Here is a 19,240-nt window from a genome sequence, read left to right on the forward strand (position 1 = left end):
GTCACAGTCGACTGTCTATTGAATGGCATTCCGAGTCGTGTTTAAATAGGGCGCAATAGGAACTCGATCCACTCTATGTAAGGCGGGCAACATGTTCGGGCGTGACTCTTCCGCTGATCGCGGTGTGGTTGCGACCGTGCGTGCCTCCTCGGTGAGTCGAGTGCGAGTCTCCACTGCCGCGTCTCGCGCAGTCTCGCTTCGCCCGATTCCCATGGAGGCCATTCAGGTCGGAGTCACTGCCGCTGCATCCATTGCCTTGCGGCGCGATGCCATGACGACAACTCAGGCCTCGGTCGCACGCCGGAGGAAGGCCGCATAGAACCGACGGCGCCGCGGACAGCCATGCCCACCGTCCGTGCACTGGCAGCGACCCGTGCGGCTGGTGGGGCGGCTCGCCCCGTCACCCATGTCCCCACCCCATGAATTGAAGGGCTCCCATGCGACTTCGTGCTCCCGCTCGACTTGCCGCCGCGGCCATGTTTGCCCTGTCGGTGACCGCCGCCCTGACCGTGACCGCCGCCCCGGCCGCGCCGAGATGAGCCCATAACACCGAACCCGCTCGCCTCATTCACGCCCCTGAACCAGCGGCGTCCACTCCTGCACCTACAGCTGTTGCACCGGACTGTGTCGAGGTGCCCCCTCGCGCGCCGTGCGTGGCCTTTCACGTGGAAGGTTTGATTCGCATGTCCACTCTCGCTCGCCGCGCAGGTACGGGACTTCTCGCTGTTGCGGCAGTAGCCGGTTCAACGGTGAGCTCCGCATCCCCGGCGGCCGCGCTCACCTGGCACTGCACGTCGAGTAGCCGCAGCATCGACCAGGCCAACTACAGCGGTCCGCAGCCCGACCAGTGGGACTTCACCGTCAAGAACTGTTCCGCGCGCAGCGGCTCCTACGTCTATGCCAAAGCCGTCATCAAGTGGGACGGCCCGCTCTTCGTCTCCGACAACTGGTACGACGGCGCGTACTACCGCCTGGTCCTGAAGAAGTCGGTTGCCGGCACGGACCCGACGGTCGCGAAGAAGGACTACGAGTTCGAGGGCACGCTGGAGAACCGGGACGTCTTCGGCAACGGCAGCTACTCGACCGGCGCGATCAAGGCCAAGGTCCATTCCACGAAACCCTACGCCGACGGCACCTTGTACCTGGACTGGCGCCACTGCTGCGGGGGCTACAAGTCGTGGGGCTGGGCGGCGTCGCCCCGCGTGTGAGCTGCTCCTGGGCGGGGCGGAGTGGTCCGACTACCCCGGCCTGCGACACCGACCAGAAGCTCTCGGCGGGCCAGTCGGAGCAGATATGCCCGGCCTTCCTGATCCCGGCGGGTCAGAAGTCCACCGCCGTGGAGCTCCCGCAGGGCCACTACAAGGAGCCTTGGGAGTGGCCCGCAAAGGGCTGGCCGGCCCGGCCCCTCGCTTCCATCCCCTGGGGCGACATCCCCGCGTCCTTCCGGCGCGGGCGCTGGCCCGGCTGCTCAGTGGGGCGTCGCCCGCCCACGGCGACGCACCCACCCACTCCACCCTTCCCGTCCGGCGCCCGAACCAGCTGACGCCGGCCGCCCCACCGGAACATCCTGCGTCCGCCTTTTTCTGGAGCGTCTGTGTCAGCCACCACCCTGCCCGCCGCCGCCAAGGCTCCCGAACAACCCGCCCCACGCCCATGGCCGCCCGCTATCTGGGCCCTTCTCGTCACTACGCTCGTGGCACGCAGCTTCGGCTTCGCCTACCCGTTCCTCAGCTACCACCTCAAGCACCTGGGCTATGCCACCGAGGCCGTCGGCCAGGTCCTCGCTGCCTTCGGCATCGGCTGGTTCCTTGGTCAGTTGCTGACCGGCTGGGCTGCCGACCGCCTCGGCCGACGCCGCACCCTCGTGACGGCGATGGCAACGGCCGCCGTCTTCCTTCCGCTGCTGGCGCAGGCGCACGACTTCGCCGCCGTCTGCACCGGGGCCGTCATCGCCGGCATCGTGTACGACGCGGCGCGCCCGGTCGTCTCGGCCGTCATTGCAGACCTCATCACGGACGACGCGCAGCGTGCAGCGGTCAACGGGTGGCGCCACGGCGCAGTGAACATCGGCGCGGCCCTCACCGGAGCGGTCGGCGGCTTCCTGGCCGCGCACCTCGGCTTCCAGATCCTGTTCTGGCTCAACGCCGCTGCGTGCGCGGCATGCGCCCTCATCGCACACCGCTGCCTGCCCGCCGACACCCCCCTCGCCACTGCACCCTCCAGCCGCGTCCCCATGCGGGCCGTGACCCGCGACGCGCGGTTGTGGCTGCTGTGGGCGGCCAGCGTCTTCGCCCTGACGTGTGCCGCCGGGATGTTCACCGCGCTTCCGATGCTCATGGCGGACGACGGCCTGGCCGCCACCGCCTACGGATGGACGCAGGTCGCCAACGCCGGAACGGTGATCGCCCTCACCCCCCTGCTCACGCCGTGGCTCAGCCGCCGTTGCGGCGGACAGCGACCCATGATCGGCACACTCGCGGCCAGCTCGCTTGTTCTGGGCGTCGGCATGGGCAGCGCCGGCCTCGCCGACACCACCCTCGGCTACAGCCTCGCCGTGGCCACCGCCGTTCCCGGCGAGATCGCCTTCTTCATTGCCGCATCCGATGTCCTCAACAAGATCTCACCCGAGTCCGCCCGCGGCCTGTACGCAGGCATCTGGGGATCCACCCTCGCCGTCGCCGTGATCATCGCCCCCGTTCTCGCGGCCGTTTCCCTGACCTATGGCGGTGGGGTTCTCGCCGCGCTCACCACCCTTGCGGCCGGCGCCGCGGGCGCAGCCCTGTGCCTGCCGCTCGCCGGGCTCATGCATCGCCGCAGGGCCACCCGTATGACCGCCGTCCCCGTCCCCGCCGCTTCCTGACCGCCGAACCGGAGAACCGACCATGAGACACACCACCACGTGGACCAACTCGTGGGCATCCCAGCGCCCTTGGCCCCCTGTGACGACCGCCCGGCCCACGCCCGCGCCAGGGGCAGGCCGATGACCGTGATCGCTCCGGCCGCGCAGTCCGCACCGCCGACGGGCGACCGACGGCTGCTGCTCGGTGTCTTCGCCGTGATGGGCATCGTCATGGCGGTGTGGGGCACGAGGATGCCCTCAGTGCAGAGGGTGACCAACCTTGGGACGGGCCATCTGTCACTCGTTCTTCTCGGCGCTGCAGTCGGCATGGTCGCCGGACTCCAGCTCGGCGGGCGCCTGGCCGACCGGCACGGTCCCTCCCGACTGCTGGTCGTCCCCGCCGTCGTCCTCGGCCTCGCCCTGGCTCTTCTCGGGCAGTGCCGGACGCTGCCCACTCTGATCGGGGCTGCCGTCGTCTTCGGCCTCGCACACGGGCTGCTTGACGTCGGCTGCAACGTCTCTGCCGTTCACTGCGAAATCGCCTTCCAGCGGTCGATCATGTCCGGGCTGCACGCCGCCTGGTCGATCGGTGCTCTGTGCGGAGCCGCGCTCGCAGCCGTGACCACCTGGATGTCCCACGAGGTGCTGTTCGCGATGGTCGGTGCCCTCACGGTGCTCGCCGCTGTCACCGCCGTCCCAGCCGTACGAGCAACCTCCCTCGACCACGCACCCGTGCGTCCCGAAACGGTTCCGGACGAGGCAAAGCCGGCGCAGACCTCCCACGCCTCGGTCTGGCTGCTCGGTGCCCTGGCCGCTGCATGCCTGCTGGCCGAGGGCGCCGCCGCCGACTGGTCGGCAGTTCACTTGCACTCCCTCCACAGCTCCGAGGCAACCGCGGCAGCCGCCTACGCCCTCTACAGCGCCGCCATGGCCACAGCCCGGCTCACCGGTGACCGACTGACCCGCCGCTACGGAGCACCCGCCCTGGTACGCGCCGGCGCCACCCTGGCCGCCGCCGGACTCGGCGCGGCCCTGATCGCCGGCAGCGCCCCGGCCGCCCTGCTCGGCTGGATGGCCCTCGGAGCCGGCCTGTCCACGACCATGCCGGCCCTCATCACAGCCGCCGGACGGGGAGGACCACGCGCGGTGGGCACCGTCACCACCATCGGCTACCTCGGCCTGCTTGCCGGACCGGCCGCCATCGGGGCGATCGCCTCGCTCACCAGCCTGACCACCGCGCTGGCCCTGCTCGTCGTCATGACCGCGACCGTCGCTGCCGTCTCCCACCGAGCCTTGGAGTCCCGTTGACCTCTTCCCAGCCCACCACCCCCAGCGGCGCCGACCTCGAGGCCGTGATCCTCGACTACAACGGAGTCATCGGCCGCCAGCCCGGACCGGCCCAGTGGTCCCGGCTCGCCGAACTCGCGGACTGGCACCCCCAGGAGACCCACGCCTTCCAACAGGCGTTCTGGCAGGGACGGGAGCCCTACGACCAGGGCACCGCCACCACCCACACGTTCTGGAGCGGACTGCTGCGCAACGGGCGCACCGCGCCGGTGGGCAGCACCCTCCTGGCCGCTCTCGGACGCGCCGACATCGACATGTGGACCGACACGGACTCCGCCGTGCTGGACCTCCTGCACACAGCCCACGCCACCGGGCTGCGTCTCGTACTCCTGTCCAACGCACCCAAACCGCTGGCCAACACCCTCGACGACACCGAATGGTGCGCCACCTTGTTCAGCCGGACCGTCTACTCCGCCCGCATCGGAGTGAACAAGCCCCACAAGCGGGCCTACGAGGCAGCGCTCGAGGCCGCCGGAATGCCCCACCCCTCAAAGACCCTGTTCGTCGACGACCGGCTGGACAACGTCGAAGCCGCCGAGCAACTCGGCCTGCAAGCCCTGCACTACACCGGCGACCCGGCCACACTCGCCCGCCGGCTTCCCCGGCCGCCCGCCGTCACACACCCGGCAGCCGCCCTCACCACGAGCGCATGACCCCCCTCGCGACGCCCTCCCGCCAGCCCGGCACCCGCCGCATCCCGACCACCATGACCGCCCTGCACCCCAACTCCCGTGCCGTGACGAGCCGTGGCACTCCTCGGTGGTCACACTCCCCGCCGAGCGGCGCGCCGCCACCCCCTTCAACACCCGCGAGAGGGCCTCTCCGCCTTGTCCTGCGGCGCCCTGGGCGCCGCGGTGTGCCTGCCGCTCGGCCTGCTCCTTCGCCAGGCCCGCGCACCGAAACAGGCGCCTCTTTTCACCTGAAGTCAATCCCTGGAAGGAACTCCATGTCCGTCTCACGCTTCGTCAAACACACGGTGCCCGTCGCACTGGGCGGTGCGCTCGCCACCATCGCACTCGCCACCGCCCCGGCCTCCGCCGCGAGTTCCGGCTATGTCTACTCCAGCGGCCGCGGCGCCGAGGGCTGGTACTACTACGGCAACGGCCGGGTCTACGCGAACGACATCAAGGTGGACGGCTTCGGCGCCGTCACCCAGATCTTCGCCGACGACGGCCGCCGGCTCCTCACCAGCGTGAAGGACACCGGGGCCAAAAACGGTGGCAGCTGGAAGACACCCATCCTCTTCGAGGGCTATCACAAGATCCGCGCGTGCGTGTACAAGACCGGCCACGCGCCCACGAAGTGCGGCGCGATGACCCGCTGGCACGTCGACTGACCTGTGCGGCTGCCCCCTCTGCTCCCGGCCCGGACTCGCCGCAGGCGCCCCTGACCGCCCGGGCCGGGCCGGGTCCTCGTCTCACCGTTTCCGTTCCGTCCGGATCCACCGGACCACCATTCCCTCGTCCTGGCGGGAGTTCACCTGTGCAACAGCCCACTTCACGGCCGGTCACCGGCGCCTCCGGACCTGCCGTGGCCGTCCTCGGTTCCACGGCTGAGCCGCCGAGGCGTCCGGTGCCTGTCGGGTACCGCGATGTCCTGCGGGTGCCCTGCGCGGCGCGTCTGCTGGCCGGGACGCTCATCGGACGCCTTCCCAACGGGATGGCCCCGCTCGCGATTGTGATCGGAGCTCACAGCTCCGGTGCGGCCATCAGCGCGGCTCTGGCCGCCTTGTACCTGGTGGCCAGTGCGGTCGGCGGTCCGCTGATCGGCCGTCTGGCCGACCGGTACGGACAGACGCTTCCGTTCTCCGCAGCCACCGTGCTGAGCACAGCCGCCCTCGTCGGCGTGGCAGTTGGGTCTCAGCACCGGTGGTGGACAGTCGCCGGCGTTGCCGTCGCGGGGGCGGCCAAGCCTCCGATCGAGGCAGGGTTGAGGGCGTTGTTCGGAACGGGGTCCTTCATGCCGAGCCGCGCCCACCAGCGAACGGCGCTGTCGCTGGAGGCAGCGGCTCAAGAAATGATCTACGTCGTGGGGCCGCTGCTGGTGGCGGGGATCGTCATGGTGTCCTCGGCATTCGCCGCGCTGGTGGCGACGGCCGCTCTCGGTGCCGCTGGCACCGCTCTGGTCGTGACGACGCCGGCCTCCCGGACGTGGACCACCGTCCGCCTCCACAGGTCCGACTGGCGAGGTCCGCTCAGATCCCCGCAGTTGCGCGGGTTGTACCTGGCCATGGTGGGCGTCGGTATCCCCCTCGGCGCCCTCACGCCCCTCGCGGTATCGGCCGCCGCCGAGTACGGCACACCGTGGCTGTCCGGAGCCCTCCCGGCCGTGCTGTCCCTCGGTGCCGTCGCCGGCGGACTCCTGTACGGGGCGCGCCTGTGGCCGGGCACAGCAGTACAGCACCTGATCGTCCTGAGCTCGGCCTTTTCAGGGGGTTGGCTGCTGATCACTCTGGCGGCCAGCCCCACAACGGCGCTGGCCGGCACCGTCGTCCCGGGCCTGGTGATGGCACCGCTCCTGGGCGTCGCCTTCGCGGTCACGGGCGATCTGGCCCCGGCCGGCGCCGCGACGGAGGCACAAGCGCTCCTGGTGGCCGCGCTGGACGTGGGGTGCGCCGCCGGCGCCGCGGCCGCGGGCCTGGCACCGACCACAGGGCTGCTGCCGGCCGGCGCCGCGGGCGCAGCCCTCATCCTCGTCTCCGCCCGCCACCGCCTGAGCGTGACCGCTCGCCGTCCGCCCCTGCCCATGTCCTGACCCCCGTCTCAAGGGAGCTTTGTCGTGAACTCGTTCCGTCTCACCCGCACCCTGCCCAAGAACGCAACGGACGCCGCGCTGCGCGCCGACGTCCGCCGTGGCCTCACCAGCACTCCCAAGACGCTGCCGCCGAAGTGGTTCTACGACGCGTACGGCAGCGAACTCTTCGAGAAGATCACCGAGTTGCCCGGCTACCACATCGCACGCTCGGAGCGTGAGCTGCTGGTGGCCCACGCCGGCGAGATCGCCACAGTGTGCGGCGCACGCACCCTGGTGGAACTCGGGAGCGGTTCGTCCGCGAAGACGCGGCACCTGCTCGATGCGCTGCCCGGATTGCACACGTACATACCGGTCGACGTCAGCGAGAGCGCCTTGCGGCAGGCCGGGCAGGCTCTGATCGTCGAACGCCCGGACCTCACCGTGCACGCACTGATCGCCGACTTCACCAACGCGCTCACCCTGCCGGATACCCCCGGCCCACGACTCGTTGCGTTCCTCGGCAGCACCATCGGCAATTTCCCGCCCGCCGAACGCGCCGTGTTCCTCGCCGCCATCCGCGCCCTCCTCGCGCCCGGCGACGCCCTGCTGCTCGGTGCCGACCTGGTGAAGGACCCCTCGCTCCTCGTCGCCTCCTACGACGACCCGACGACCGGCGCTTTCAACAAGAACGTCCTCACGGTCATCAACCGGGAACTCGGCGCCGACTTCGATCTCGACGCCTTCGAACACGTGGCCCTCTGGGACGCTGCCGCCGAGCACGAGTGGATCGAGATGCGGCTGCGCTCGCGCATCGAGCAGACCGTGAAGATCCCCGCCCTCCAACTCGCCGTCGACTTCGCGGCGGGTGAAGACCTGAGTACCGAGATCTCGGCGAAATTCCGGCCCGCCGGCCTGGCCGGTGAACTCGCGTCCGCCGGAATGGCATTGGAGCGGTTCCTGACCTCCCCGAATCATTCCTACGGCCTGGCGCTCGCCATCCCCACTGAACACACAGCAGTCCAGGACGCGCCAACGAGCCACCTCACCGCCTGCGTCCGCTGATCCCGGCAGCCCTCCACCCCCTGTCCATGCGTCTCAACCGTTTCGGAGTGGCCCCATGGCCCTGCCTTTGATCAGTCCCGACCGGCCCCCTGCTCGTAGCCCCCTTTCGCCGGTTTTCCCGGGGGGCGCCGCTGTCGTCGCCCCGTACGGCTCGGGCAAGCACTACCAGAGTGCGTTCGCCGACCGAGGATGGGACTGCGTCGCGGTCACCCCCACGGATGACGCTCTGCCTCCCCTGTACCGCGGCACTCTCGACCCCACCGGATACCGGCGCGTCGTCGTGCACGACGGCAACCTCGACGCGACCGCCCGGGCACTGCGCGCGCTCCGGGTGAGCGCCGTGGTTGCCGGGACGGAAATCGGCGTACCCCTGGCCGAACAACTGGCGTACCACCTGGGCCTGCCCGGCAACGACCCGCAGACCTCAAACCGCCGCCGCGACAAGGGCGCCATGGCGGCCGCGCTGACGAGTGCGGGCATCGACGCTCCACGGAGCCTGAGCACCGACCGCCTCCGGGACGCCCTGTCCTGGGCGCACACCTTGGACACGCCGGACCTCGTACTCAAGCCGGCCGACTCCGCCGGATCAGACGGCGTGATCTTCTGCTCCAGCCCCGACGAGATCCGAGCGGCCTGGATTCAGCTGCACAGGGTCCCCAACGCCATGGGCGGAAACAACGACCACCTCGTCATCCAGGAACGGCTCCAGGGCTCGCAGTACGTCGTCAACAGCGTCTCCGCCCCCAACGCCGACGGCACGCCCCGGCACACGATCACCGAGTTCTGGGCCGACCACCGTACCGGAACCACGCACGTGTACGACCGCCTCGACCTACTCAACCGCGCGAAGCTGATCCCGCGCACCCTCGCGCACTACACCGTACAAGTCCTCGACGCCCTGGGGATCGCCGCGGGCCCCGCGCACACCGAGCTGATCTACGTGCCCAGGCGAGGGCCCGTTCTGATCGAGAGCGGCGCACGACCCGAAGGCTCGTACGACCCGGCGGCCATGCGGGAGGCGGTCGGCAGCGACCATATCCGCGACGCGGTGCACGCGGTGATCACTGGTGCGCCCAAGAGCCTGGCCGCGGATCGTCCACGCTTCAGTGTCTCCAAGGTGTCACTGATCGCGCCGCACGACGGCGCGCTCGACGAGGACCTCCTGCGCACCCTGCTGACTCTCCCGACAGTCCAGGGGTACGTCGGCACGCTGGTCCCTGGCATACCCGTGCACCGCACCGTCGACCTGCTCACCTCTCCCGGACGGCTGACGCTCGCCGCCGAGAACCCCCGCGCGATCGACCAGGACTACAACACCATCCGCGCCGTGGAGGCCGCCGGGCTGTACGACGGGAGGACGCCGTGAACACCCGGCCCGCCGGCCGACTCGACTGCGCACTCGTGGCCAGCCGCGCAGAAGACCGGGCGGCGCCGGGCATGTACCTGGCCGTCGGCTACCCCACGCTCTCCGGTCGTACCCGGCGAACCGCAAGCGCGGTACCCGGATGCGGCCGGGCTCGCTCATCGAACGGCTCCAGATCTTCGCCGAACAGGCGGGCATGCCGTACATCGATGGCAAGAAGGCCTGCTCCCACTCCAGGCGAGCCGGGGCGAACACCGACATGGCCGAGTGGGGCGTGTCACTCTCGAAACGGAGCAAGGCCGGCCGGTGGGCGGACGGCTCCCACACTGCGGACACTGTCTACGACCGCCGCCACGGCGTCGGCACCCGCGACCCGCTCGCAGCGGTGCCGCTGTATGGCGGTCCCACTCACGCCCCGGTTGCCGAGGCCCGCGCCCAGCGGGCCGCCGAGGAAACCACGGGCTAGGCCAGGGCCGGGGGCAGGGGTCAGGGCTACAGAATGCCGGTCCAGTGCCATGGGCGGCCCCCAGCGCGGCCACGCATGCAGTCGACCCGGTACTGCGCCTCTGCCTGCCACTCGGGGCGTTCCGCGGCGTACTGGGCGGCGTACGTCGTCATGCGCAACTCGCGGGCCCCGGCGAGGAGTTCGTAACCGTCCCACTGCGTGACGTCCGTGCCATACAGGTCGCAGAACTCGGCGTACTCAGCCTCCGTCACCGCACCGGTCGTGGTCAGTTTCAGCGCAGTCGACACCAGATCCCATTCCGGCGGCCCGACGGATACCCGCTCGAAGTCCATGAGGACAGGGCCGTCGGCGGTGCGAGCGACGTTGCCGACCCATGCGTCTCCGTGGACTACACAGTCCGCTAGTCCACTGGGCCGCGGCTCCCATCCGTCTCTCAGCTCGGCGTGCCGTTGCCGAAGCCACTGCCGGTCATCTTCGGGCAGCGTTACGGATGCGTTGATGCGTTCTGCGATGCGAACGAACGGGTCGAGACGGCCGAGACGGACAGACCTTGGCGCGGGCAGGGCATGTAGTCGCTTAAGCAGTTGTACGACGTCGCGCACGCTGCCGTTGCGGTGCGGCGGGAGTTCTTCCCAGAACGTCACCGGACGGCCCTCAGCCTCGACGGGTTGGTCGATCGGAAGAGCGCGAACCGTAGGCACCTCGTTCTCCACCAGCCAACGAGCCACGCCGACTTCACGGACGGCCGCTGCCGATTGACCAGTACGGGCTATGCGCACGATCACTTGGCCGGGGAGACGCCAGATCTCGTTTTCTGCCATCCGAACGGGCTCGGCGTGCGTTGCGTCGAACCCGGCCGCGGCGCACGCCTCGGTCAGCACCGAATGGGAGGCGGCTGCGGAAATCGTCATACCTGCAACGTAACGGCGATACGCTCCCGCAGACGTTCCACTTCAGGAAGCCCCCGATGCTGTTTGGCGAAACGGCCAAGCTCCGCCAAGTCGTCAGCCGTTCGACGCGAGGTGAGGTGTCCCGCATCATCAAGTGCGACTTCACCGATCGCCGCAGCCTGGCATGGGTCCCCCTTCGCCATCAGCAGGCCCGCCCACTTAGTGCCGGAGATCGCCCGCGAACGTGCATAGTCGTCGGAGTGGCCGGCCACTGCAATGCTGAAGCGCTGGCTGGCGCGGGCCGGGTCCTGATGGACCAGGATCGCTAGATCCCAGAAGGCGTGTGCGGTGTCGCCATGGTGCTGCGCCTGGTTGTAGTAGGCCATCCACGAAGGGTCTTCGTCCGGATTCGACCTTCCGAAGGCGTCGTCTGCTGCGCCGACCGCGGCCAGCGTGCCCCGGACGTCGCCCATCTTTCCGAACGCGCGGGCCCGCGCGCTGTGCAACATCGCTTGGATCCTAGGGGTGAGCCGATCGGAGCGAACGAGGCCCTTCTCGGCGTATGTCAGACCAGTGTCTGGGTCACCGACCCAGATAGCTTGGCGCGCGAGGAAGCTGTAGACCTTGGCGCGCAGGTGCCAGTCACGTGCCTCTTCTGCGCACTCGGCAGCGACTTTGAAGGCGACCCTGGCATCGTCGTGGGCGTAGGCGTCAAAGTGGCTGGCCCCAACGACGATACCCAGGCGGGCGACGGCTGAATACAGAGGGGCCTGCAACTGTCCGGGGCAGGGCACGGTGAGCCGTCCGACGGCCCACTGCATGGCATGACCTGCGAGTACGCCGATGAGTCCGCCTCCGCCCCGCATGTTGTCCAGGCGGTGAATCTCGTCGGCGACGGTGAGGATCTGCTCGATGTCCAGGCGTCGGATACGGGTAGGTGGCTGCGGCAAGTCTCGTGGGGCGACCAGGGCGACCAGGTCTATCGAGGCTATGGCGGCGAGGCTGCTGTTTGCGAGGAAGGCGCGGCGGTCCACAGGTGCAGGACTCCCAGAAGGCGATGGGGTATCGCTCTCCAGCATGCGGCCTGCTTGCCCCGGAACGGCGACCTCCGCCGCCTTGGGCCGCCGCTTATCGGCATCAGGTGACTTCTTATCGGCATCCGCCGCTCCGAACACCATCGGCCAAGCCTCGGTGAAGAGGTCGCCAGTGCCTAGGACGTCATCGAAGCGCTCCGCCAGGTGAAGGTGACAGATCGGGTACTTCCCGTGCTCGATGCTCAAGATCATGTCGTCGCTGACCTGCACCAACCTGCCAAGTTGGCGGGCTGACAGGTTGTTGATCTTGCGATGCTTCCTGAGTTGGTAGCCGAACCACTCCCGAGGGGACGCCCCCGGGTCGAGTGTCTTTTCTGGCTGCGGCATCCCTCGCCCCTGTTCCCGCTGATGCCGATAACTGAGGCTCTCGGCATCAGCGCCTGCACGGTGTTCGCTCGGCCTGACTGAATGGTTGCTGACCGGTTCCGCACCAGTACACACCTCAGTCGACCCTTGTTGTGAGGGTTCGGCGGAACGAAGTGGATCTGAGAGATGGTCAAAACCCTTGAGCCTCCCGGGACTCCGGAGGGGGTGCGCGCATTGGCACGTGTGTTTGCCGGTCACCTGGAGATGACCCTCGATGTGACACCGCGATCCGTACGCCTCGCACGGAAGATCGTCGGAAGTCACCTGGATCTGTGGGGCTTCGGATCGCTGTGCGACGCGGCGGAGTTGGTGGTGACGGAGCTGCTCACCAACGTGCTTCAACACACCCGCCCGGTTCGCGGTGACGCAAGAGAGGCACAGATCACGCTCACCAAGATCCCCGGCGGTGTGACCTTGTGCGTCCACGACGACGACCCCAATCAGCCGTGCCAAATGCGCGCTTCTCCCGACTGCGAGAACGGCTGGGGCATCCAGCTCGTCAAGGAACTCGCTGACGAATACGGCTCGGCCTTGTCACCTGGGGGCGGCAAAGACGTCTGGGCGACGTTGCTCGTACCGCGCAAGAACGGCTGACGCCGGTCTGCCGTTCCCACCCTGTTCGCGTCCTACCGGAGATCCGTGCTCATGTCCGATTCGTTATTGACCAGCGCCACCCCCAGCGCTTATCGCGGAGACCCTGTGGCGCCCCCCAATGGCATGAACCTGATTGTCAGCCCTGTCGGTGCCGACTCAGACCTGCGGGGCGCATTGGAAGACCTAAGAATGGGACGCTATTCGGCCGCTCGTGACCTGCTCATCCGCACGGGATCGAACTGGACTCTACTAGCGCGCCGTTGCCAACTGCTCCTATCCGACCCCGGCGCACGCAGCGTCATCAAGATGTGGCGGGACGAAGAACAGCACAGCCGGTACGCGTCCGTGCTGTGGGCTCGCGCCCTCACCCAAGGAGCGTTACAGCTCCATCGAGAGGGCAAGTCACACGGTGTGGTGGGCCGTGCTGCTGGGATGGCTCACAAGGAATGGCAGTGGGCAGAAGGCCTCTGGCCGGAGTCTCCCGAGCCGTGGAATGGCCGGCTTCAACTGACCCAACTCCCCTATGATCCGCGGAACTTCGACCCCTCCTGGCGAACCCGTAAAGAGCCGTGGGACCGGCTGGACGATTTCGAGATGCACTTCTCCGGGCCGTGGCCCCTGTGGGCTGAGGCGAACAGGCGTCACCCCGGCAACAGGGACGCACACCACCGCATGCGCGAATACTTCCTGAGCCGCAGCGGAGCTGTTCCGGCCTTCCAGTATTCGCAGTGGATCGTCTCGGCCCGCCTGAAGCATCCCGAGCTGCTGATGTTGCCGCTGTACTCGCTCATGGACGTTTACAGGGAAAACCATGGCCAGGGCCAGCAGGGCGCGCTCGGGTTCTGGCAGACGGACCAGGTACACCACTTCACGATGCGCGCGTTAAGGGAGTGGTTTTCCCCGATTCCCAGCACCGAGCATCCCTGGCTGTCGCAGTGGGACCTGAACCATCTGGCGTACGCCCTGGTGGCCTGCGGCGAGACCGGCGCGGCGAAGTGGGTGTTCAACGCACTGGGTCCCTATGTCACGCCCCAGCCGTGGAAGGACGTCAGTGACAGCCTCGGCCGCTCCCTGGACTGGACGGATGAATTCCTGCGCGTCCGCGCCTCCGTCCTGAGATAGAGGCCGCCCGATGAACGCTCGCGCCCCACCACCCGCTCCGTGCGCCTGCTCCTTTTCCGATCGCCCTCGCACCCCTCCTTCCCCGAAAGGGATTACTGGTGTCTCACAGAAGTGCCGCCACCATGGCGCCGCCGGATGACGACGACGTCCTCGAAGCCCTCGGAATCAAGCCCGAGTTGTCCCGCAAGATGGGCCCGTTCGGGAACTACGCGATCAGCCTCACCGTCATCTGCGTCCTGGCCGGCGGCATGGCCTTGTTCGGCTTCGGCCTAGCGCACGGCGGGCCCGTCGTCATGCTGGGCAGTTGGGTCGTGATTGGCGGGCTGACGCTGCTGGTCGGAATGTCGCTGGCCGACGTGGTCTCCGCCTACCCGACCTCCGGCGGACCGTACTTCATGGCCGAGAAGCTGGGCGGAAAGCGCTGGGGCTGGTACACCGGCTGGCTGAACCTGCTCGGCCTGCTGGGCGCCATCGCAGGCATCGACTACGGAGCCGCTGCGTTCATCGGAGCCCTCGCACAGCTTCAGTGGGGCATCGCCCCCACCCCGACGAGCACCATGCTGATATTCGGCGTCATCCTGTTGCTGCACGGACTACTCAACTCCGCGGGCGTGCGCCTGGTCACCTTCCTCAACTCGGTCTCGGTGTGGTGGCAGCTCCTGGGCGTCGCCGTCATCGTCAGTACGCTCACCCTCGCCCCGGCCCAGCACCAGTCGGTGAGCTTCGTGTTCACGCACTTCCACAACGACACGGGCTTCTCCAGCCCTTTCTACGTCGCATTGATCGGCGGCCTGCTCGCGGGCTACACCTTCTGCGGCTACGACGCCTCCGCGCACGTGGCTGAAGAGACCAAAGACGCGCAGACCTCCGCGCCCAAGGGCATGGTGCGTTCCATCTGGGTGTCCTGGGTGGCCGGCTTCGCGCTCATCGCCGGCCTGCTGTTCGCGATGCAGGACTACACCGCCACCCAGAACACCGCGACCGGGGTCCCGCCGGCGCAGATCTTCCTCGACGTCCTGGGCGCATCCGGCGCCAAGGCACTCCTGCTGATCGTCATCGTGGCGATGCTGTTCTGCGGCAACGCCGAGGTCGCCGCGGCCAGCCGCATGATCTACGCGTTCTCCCGCAGCCGCGCCCTGCCCGGCTGGAAGAGCTGGCGGCGCGTCAACTCCCGGACCAAGACACCCACCCGGGCGGTGTGGTTCTCCGTCATCGTCCCGTTCGCCCTCGCCCTGCCGGTCCTGTACTCGCCTACCGCCTACGGCGCGATCACCGCGATCAACGCGGTCGGCATGATTCCCACCTACGGCATCCCCGTCTTCCTGGCGCTGCGCAAGGGACGCGACTACCAGCCCGGCCCCTGGACCCTGGGGCCCTGGCGGCGGCCGGTCGGCATCATCGCAGTCGTCTACGTGGTCATCATCACTGTGGTGTTCTGCCTGCCGCAGTCAACACCGATCACCACGGACTCCTTCAACTACGCCGGCGTGACACTGCTGGTCGCGCTGCTGCTCGCCGCGATCACGTGGGTGACCCGTGGCAAGCGGGACTACCAGCTCGCCGCCGCAGGCACCGCCCTGCCAGGGGAAGCCGCAGCGTTCAGCGATGGAGGCTACTGATGGCCGCAGGAAAATCCATCCGTCCCAATTCGCCCTGGCTGTCTGGAGCGGTTGCCGAGGAGTCGCTTGGCGACCTCGTGGAGAAACGGCGCATCACCGAGATCGTGCTCGGTATCACGGACATGCAGGGACGCCTGAAGGGCAAGGTCTACAGCGCGCCGGTGTTTCTGGAGCGGATGACCGGCGGGGCCGAGATGTGTTCCTACATCCTGGCTACCGACGCCGACATGACCCCTCTGGAGGGGTTCGAGCTAACCGGCTGGAAGCATGGGTATGGCGACTTCCTCGTCAAGCCGGACTTGAGCACCGCCCGGATGCTCTCCAGCCGGCCCGGTACCGCCCTCGTGATCGGGACCCCTGTTGACCACGACGACACACCGGTCCGGGTGGACCCACGTCACATGCTCCGCACTCAGCTCAAACGGATGCGCGAGCTGGGATACGAAGTGAGGGTGGGGGTGGAGAGCGAATTCGTCCTCTTCTCGAAAGAGGGCTCCGGCCTGGTACCAGCGTGGAGTGAAAACCTCGACTACGCCCTGAACCTCCCGCCTGCCGTCAGTGACTTCTGCCGCAACCTCAGCGACGCCATGACCGACGCTGGAATCCCCTACGAAGCGATCAAACCGGAGGGCGCGCCGGGCCAATTCGAGGTCACGTTCGCCTACGGTGACGCCCTCGCCGCCTGCGACCACTACGCCGTCTTCCGGCTCCTCACCCGCAATGTTGCCGGGCGCGACGGCTTGGTCCCGGCCTTCATGGCAGCCCCGCAAACCGGCATCGGCAGCGGACTCCACCTGCACCTGTCGCTGTGGAGCGAACACGACGATCCGGGATTCGCCCACCACCGCGGGGACGACCTGCCGCCGCTGATGATGCACGCCATCGCGGGCCTCACCTCCGTGTCGCCGGACCTGGCCCCGCTGTACGCGCCCACGCCCAACTCCTACAAGCGCTACCGGCCGTACAGCTTCGCCCCCACCCGCTACAACTGGGGCATCGATCAACGCGGCTGCGCCGTCCGCGTCACCGGCCACGGCACCGGCACCCACCTGGAGGTCCGCCTCGCCGGCGCCGACGCCAACGCCTACCTCGCCCTGACCGCCTACATCGCCGCGATGGCCCACGGCATCGAGGAGAAGCTGACGCCACGGCTGGTCTGCCAGGGCGACGCCTACCAGGACGGCAGCGCGGAACCCGTCTACGCCGATCTCGCCGAAGCGCTCCAGCACTTCGAGCACAGCCCCGCCGCGAACAGCCTGCTCGGCAAGGACGTCGTGCAGCACTACGGCCATGCTGCACACGCTGAACTCGACTGGCATCGCAAACACGTCACCGACACAGAACGGCACCGCGGAATCCGCTGACTTCCCTGCCGCCGGGCGGAATTCGCTCCCCGGCGACAGAGGGTGGAACGCCCTCGTTCCCCGCACCCGACGGCGGGTGGGGAACGAGGGGTCCAGCTCCCGGCACCGAAGCCGGGACAACACCCAACACCCGAACCAGCCCTCCCCGATCACCCAGCCCATTTCCTCGCTGATCACGCAGGAGACCCTTGTGACAACCACTGCCCCCGAGACGCTCGCGCACCAGGACGCGGATCTGCTCCAGCGCCTGCACTCGGTACTCGGCGAACACCCCGCCGGACCGTCGTTCCAGCTCCTGTTCGCTCCAGAGGGCCTGAACATCGGGGCCGACGAGATCCTCGTCCAAAGGCTCGACCCCGCTCGAAACGTCAATCCACGTCGCGGTCGGGCTCAAGGGACAGGCTGCGGAGGGGAGGACGAGCCATCTCCCCGGAGGGCGTGTGCAGTTCATATCGGAACTGTTCGTTGTCGAAGTCACCGATCCGCTCATGACTAGGCCCAGGCTCGGGCACCACAAGGTGCCCACCTTGTAGTTCAGCCAGTCCTCGAGCTCAGCCGCAAGCCAGTAAGGAAGGACCTACGATGCCGGCGCGCACCACCAACTTCCGCACCACCGTGCAAGAGCGGCGCTGGACGTTCGAGGCTTTCTGTATCCAGTGGAAGCGTGCCTGTGAGGAACTGGCTGAGCGCGATCGAGATCCCCGGCTCGCCACCGTTCCGATGTCGCGCCGGACCTTCGACCGGTGGATGAAGGGCGATCTCACCGAGCGGGGACCGCGCCCGGACACCGCGCGAGTTCTTGAGTACCTCTTCGGTATGGCCGTGGGACAGGTCTTCGCCGAGTCCGATGAGGGCCTCGCTGGGCTTCCGGCCGGCCAGCTCCCCGTCGAGGAGCCGGACCAGGCCGAGGCCGTCCGCCGAAGGCTCGAAGGAGTTCTGACCAGTGGCCATATAAGCGAAGCCGGGCTCGCCTCGTGGGAAGAGACACTGGCGTGGCACGGCCGGGCCACTCGGTTCCGTCCCGAGAGCGACCTCCTGCGGGACTTACGCCGCGATGTCGACGCGCTGAGCAGGGCGCTCGACCAGCGGCAGCCCCTTGGCGCCATGCGCCGTCTTACGAGGTTCTCCGCCCAGATGGCCGGCCTCATGAGCTTGGTCCTGGTCCGCCAGGGCGATGATCACCACGCGAACGCCTGGCTGCGCGTCGCCAAGATCGCGGCGGAGGAGGTCGGCGACAGCGACGTCCGAGCCTGGATCCTTGCCGAAGACGCGTACGCGCTGTTCTACTGCGGCGATCTCACCGGAGCGGCCCGCGCCGCGCGCCGCGCGCAAGTCTCCAGCGTCCAGCCCACCGTCGGCGCAGCCTTGGCTGCTCCGCTGGAAGCTCGGGCCCACGCCGTCATGGGAGACCGCCGGGAAGCCGAGGCCGCCCTCGGCCGGGCGGAGGATACGCTGGCGCACCTGCACGGAGACGACACCGCAGAGTCGGCGTTCGGCTACAACGAGGCCCAGCTGCGCTTTCACCAAGGCAACGCCCTCACCCACCTCGGCCAGACGGACCGTGCCCGGGAAGCACAGCAGCGAGCTCTCCAGCTCTATCCGGCAGATGAACATCTCGACAGGGCCCTGATCGAGCTGGACGCCGCCATGTGTCTATTCCTGGACGGCGAGCTGGCCGGGGCCGCCGACAGTACGGCGGAGATCCTTCGAAAGCTCCCGGCGCAGCACCGTTCCGGGATTATCTTGACCAGGGCCTGCCAACTCGAAGGACTGCTCTCCACGATCCCCAGCGGACCCCGTTCCGTCCGGGTACTTCGGGACGCACTCGCCCCACTCCAGCAAGGCATAGCCTCCGAACACGAAGGAAAGCCGCCGTGAGCGAACTCACCGTGACTCGTGCCGAGTCAACCGATGTGCCGTGCATCGCGGAACTCGTAGCGGACATCGAGCAGTACTACGGCGGCGCAGTCGAAGGCGAGCTGCCCGACCGCGTCGGCCGGCTGCGGGACATGCTCTTCGGAGATCATCCGGCCGCCTCCATCCTTCTGGCGCGGATCGGCGTCGACGTGGTCGGTATGGCCTCCTTCTCGCTGCTCTGGCCTGCCGCAGGTGACAGCCGCTCGCTGTACCTCAAGGAGCTGTTTGTGCGGGAAGCCCACCGCCGCAGCGGGGTGGCAAAGGCCCTGATGGCACGGCTTCACGAGGTCGCCGCCCAGCTCGGATGCAGCCGGATAGAGTGGACGACCGACCGCGACAATCCCGATGCTCAGAAGTTCTACGAGGCACTTGGTGCGGTCCCGCAGGACACCAAGATTTTCTATCGTCAGACCGTCACTTCGGCATAGGTGCTTCAGCCGGAAGTTGACTCCGGGCCGGCACTT

General features: G+C 68.3%; 17 protein-coding genes. 15 read left to right on the plus strand and 2 right to left on the minus strand.

The genetic code is table 11. The features are described from left to right. Positions 1–749 precede the first annotated feature (749 nt). From STRTUCAR8_RS25465 to STRTUCAR8_RS25505, 9 genes are all read left to right on the plus strand, one after another. Positions 750–1,208, plus strand: a complete 459-nt coding sequence (locus STRTUCAR8_RS25465; protein WP_006379275.1) for a hypothetical protein — start codon at positions 750–752, stop codon at positions 1,206–1,208. Between the two features lie 386 nt (positions 1,209–1,594). Continuing rightward, a complete protein-coding gene (locus STRTUCAR8_RS25470) occupies positions 1,595–2,860 on the plus strand; it encodes an MFS transporter (protein ID WP_006378625.1) in 1,266 nt (421 codons plus the stop codon). A 120-nt stretch (positions 2,861–2,980) separates the two neighbouring features. Then, a complete protein-coding gene (locus tag STRTUCAR8_RS25475; RefSeq protein WP_006378842.1) occupies positions 2,981–4,147 on the plus strand; it encodes an MFS transporter in 1,167 nt (388 codons plus the stop codon). Next, entirely contained in the window at positions 4,144–4,839 is a 696-nt protein-coding gene (locus STRTUCAR8_RS25480) for an HAD family hydrolase (RefSeq protein ID WP_044472812.1), read from the plus strand. Before STRTUCAR8_RS25475 ends, STRTUCAR8_RS25480 begins: the two co-directional genes overlap by 4 nt. A gap of 293 nt (positions 4,840–5,132) precedes the next feature. Continuing rightward, the gene (locus tag STRTUCAR8_RS25485; RefSeq protein ID WP_006378907.1) at positions 5,133–5,522 is read left to right on the plus strand and encodes a hypothetical protein; all 390 of its coding nucleotides are present in this window, start codon (positions 5,133–5,135) and stop codon (positions 5,520–5,522) included. A 146-nt stretch (positions 5,523–5,668) separates the two neighbouring features. Beyond that, the gene (locus STRTUCAR8_RS25490) at positions 5,669–6,940 is read left to right on the plus strand and encodes an MFS transporter (RefSeq protein ID WP_006378960.1); all 1,272 of its coding nucleotides are present in this window, start codon (positions 5,669–5,671) and stop codon (positions 6,938–6,940) included. Positions 6,941–6,964: 24 nt separating this feature from the next. Beyond that, complete coding sequence (egtD, locus tag STRTUCAR8_RS25495) at positions 6,965–7,981, plus strand: L-histidine N(alpha)-methyltransferase (protein ID WP_006379053.1); 1,017 nt, start codon at positions 6,965–6,967, stop codon at positions 7,979–7,981. A 55-nt stretch (positions 7,982–8,036) separates the two neighbouring features. Then, positions 8,037–9,347: a hypothetical protein gene (locus STRTUCAR8_RS25500; protein ID WP_006379108.1), complete on the plus strand. Its 1,311-nt coding sequence runs from the start codon at positions 8,037–8,039 to the stop codon at positions 9,345–9,347. Positions 9,348–9,486: 139 nt separating this feature from the next. Then, entirely contained in the window at positions 9,487–9,810 is a 324-nt protein-coding gene (locus STRTUCAR8_RS25505) for a site-specific integrase (RefSeq protein ID WP_006379051.1), read from the plus strand. A gap of 26 nt (positions 9,811–9,836) precedes the next feature. Here STRTUCAR8_RS25505 and STRTUCAR8_RS25510 read toward each other — a convergent pair whose 3' ends face one another. Continuing rightward, a complete protein-coding gene (locus STRTUCAR8_RS25510; RefSeq protein WP_006379060.1) occupies positions 9,837–10,721 on the minus strand; it encodes a phosphotransferase family protein in 885 nt (294 codons plus the stop codon). After that, on the minus strand, positions 10,718–12,121 hold the full coding sequence (locus STRTUCAR8_RS25515; RefSeq protein WP_006378988.1) for a helix-turn-helix transcriptional regulator: 1,404 nt from the start codon (positions 12,119–12,121) through the stop codon (positions 10,718–10,720). Before STRTUCAR8_RS25515 ends, STRTUCAR8_RS25510 begins: the two co-directional genes overlap by 4 nt. Positions 12,122–12,343: 222 nt before the next feature. On the opposite strand from STRTUCAR8_RS25515, the gene STRTUCAR8_RS25520 reads away from it, so the two are divergent. The 6 genes from STRTUCAR8_RS25520 to STRTUCAR8_RS25545 all read left to right on the plus strand — a co-directional run bounded on the left by STRTUCAR8_RS25520 (position 12,344) and on the right by STRTUCAR8_RS25545 (position 19,204). Further along, entirely contained in the window at positions 12,344–12,754 is a 411-nt protein-coding gene (locus STRTUCAR8_RS25520; protein ID WP_234372725.1) for an ATP-binding protein, read from the plus strand. 123 nt (positions 12,755–12,877) lie between these two features. Then, entirely contained in the window at positions 12,878–13,876 is a 999-nt protein-coding gene (locus STRTUCAR8_RS52725) for a hypothetical protein (RefSeq protein ID WP_158697456.1), read from the plus strand. A 122-nt stretch (positions 13,877–13,998) separates the two neighbouring features. Then, a complete protein-coding gene (locus STRTUCAR8_RS25530; RefSeq protein WP_044472815.1) occupies positions 13,999–15,495 on the plus strand; it encodes an amino acid permease in 1,497 nt (498 codons plus the stop codon). Further along, a complete protein-coding gene (locus STRTUCAR8_RS25535; RefSeq protein WP_006378858.1) occupies positions 15,495–16,859 on the plus strand; it encodes a glutamine synthetase family protein in 1,365 nt (454 codons plus the stop codon). The genes STRTUCAR8_RS25530 and STRTUCAR8_RS25535 overlap by 1 nt, the downstream gene beginning before the upstream one ends. A gap of 582 nt (positions 16,860–17,441) precedes the next feature. Then, positions 17,442–18,737, plus strand: a complete 1,296-nt coding sequence (locus STRTUCAR8_RS25540; RefSeq protein WP_006378748.1) for a tetratricopeptide repeat protein — start codon at positions 17,442–17,444, stop codon at positions 18,735–18,737. Then, positions 18,734–19,204 carry a GNAT family N-acetyltransferase gene (locus STRTUCAR8_RS25545; RefSeq protein WP_006378572.1) on the plus strand — a complete coding sequence of 157 codons (471 nt, stop codon included), beginning with the start codon at positions 18,734–18,736 and terminating at the stop codon, positions 19,202–19,204. The genes STRTUCAR8_RS25540 and STRTUCAR8_RS25545 overlap by 4 nt, the downstream gene beginning before the upstream one ends. Positions 19,205–19,240 lie beyond the last annotated feature (36 nt).

It is taken from the genome of Streptomyces turgidiscabies Car8, from assembly GCF_000331005.1.
Lineage (GTDB): Bacteria > Actinomycetota > Actinomycetes > Streptomycetales > Streptomycetaceae > Streptomyces > Streptomyces turgidiscabies.

Bases quoted from the DNA above. Each gene is read 5' to 3' on its own strand.
- STRTUCAR8_RS25475 (WP_006378842.1), top strand. From the start codon at position 2,981: ATGACCGTGATCGCTCCGGCCGCGCAGTCCGCACCGCCGACGGGCGAC.
- STRTUCAR8_RS25485 (WP_006378907.1), top strand. From the start codon at position 5,133: ATGTCCGTCTCACGCTTCGTCAAACACACGGTGCCCGTCGCACTGGGC.
- STRTUCAR8_RS25500 (WP_006379108.1), top strand. From the start codon at position 8,037: ATGGCCCTGCCTTTGATCAGTCCCGACCGGCCCCCTGCTCGTAGCCCC.
- STRTUCAR8_RS25505 (WP_006379051.1), top strand. From the start codon at position 9,487: ATGCGGCCGGGCTCGCTCATCGAACGGCTCCAGATCTTCGCCGAACAG.
- STRTUCAR8_RS25510 (WP_006379060.1), bottom strand. From the start codon at position 10,721: ATGACGATTTCCGCAGCCGCCTCCCATTCGGTGCTGACCGAGGCGTGC.
- STRTUCAR8_RS25515 (WP_006378988.1), bottom strand. From the start codon at position 12,121: ATGCCGCAGCCAGAAAAGACACTCGACCCGGGGGCGTCCCCTCGGGAG.
- STRTUCAR8_RS52725 (WP_158697456.1), top strand. From the start codon at position 12,878: ATGAACCTGATTGTCAGCCCTGTCGGTGCCGACTCAGACCTGCGGGGC.
- STRTUCAR8_RS25530 (WP_044472815.1), top strand. From the start codon at position 13,999: ATGGCGCCGCCGGATGACGACGACGTCCTCGAAGCCCTCGGAATCAAG.
- STRTUCAR8_RS25535 (WP_006378858.1), top strand. From the start codon at position 15,495: ATGGCCGCAGGAAAATCCATCCGTCCCAATTCGCCCTGGCTGTCTGGA.
- STRTUCAR8_RS25540 (WP_006378748.1), top strand. From the start codon at position 17,442: ATGCCGGCGCGCACCACCAACTTCCGCACCACCGTGCAAGAGCGGCGC.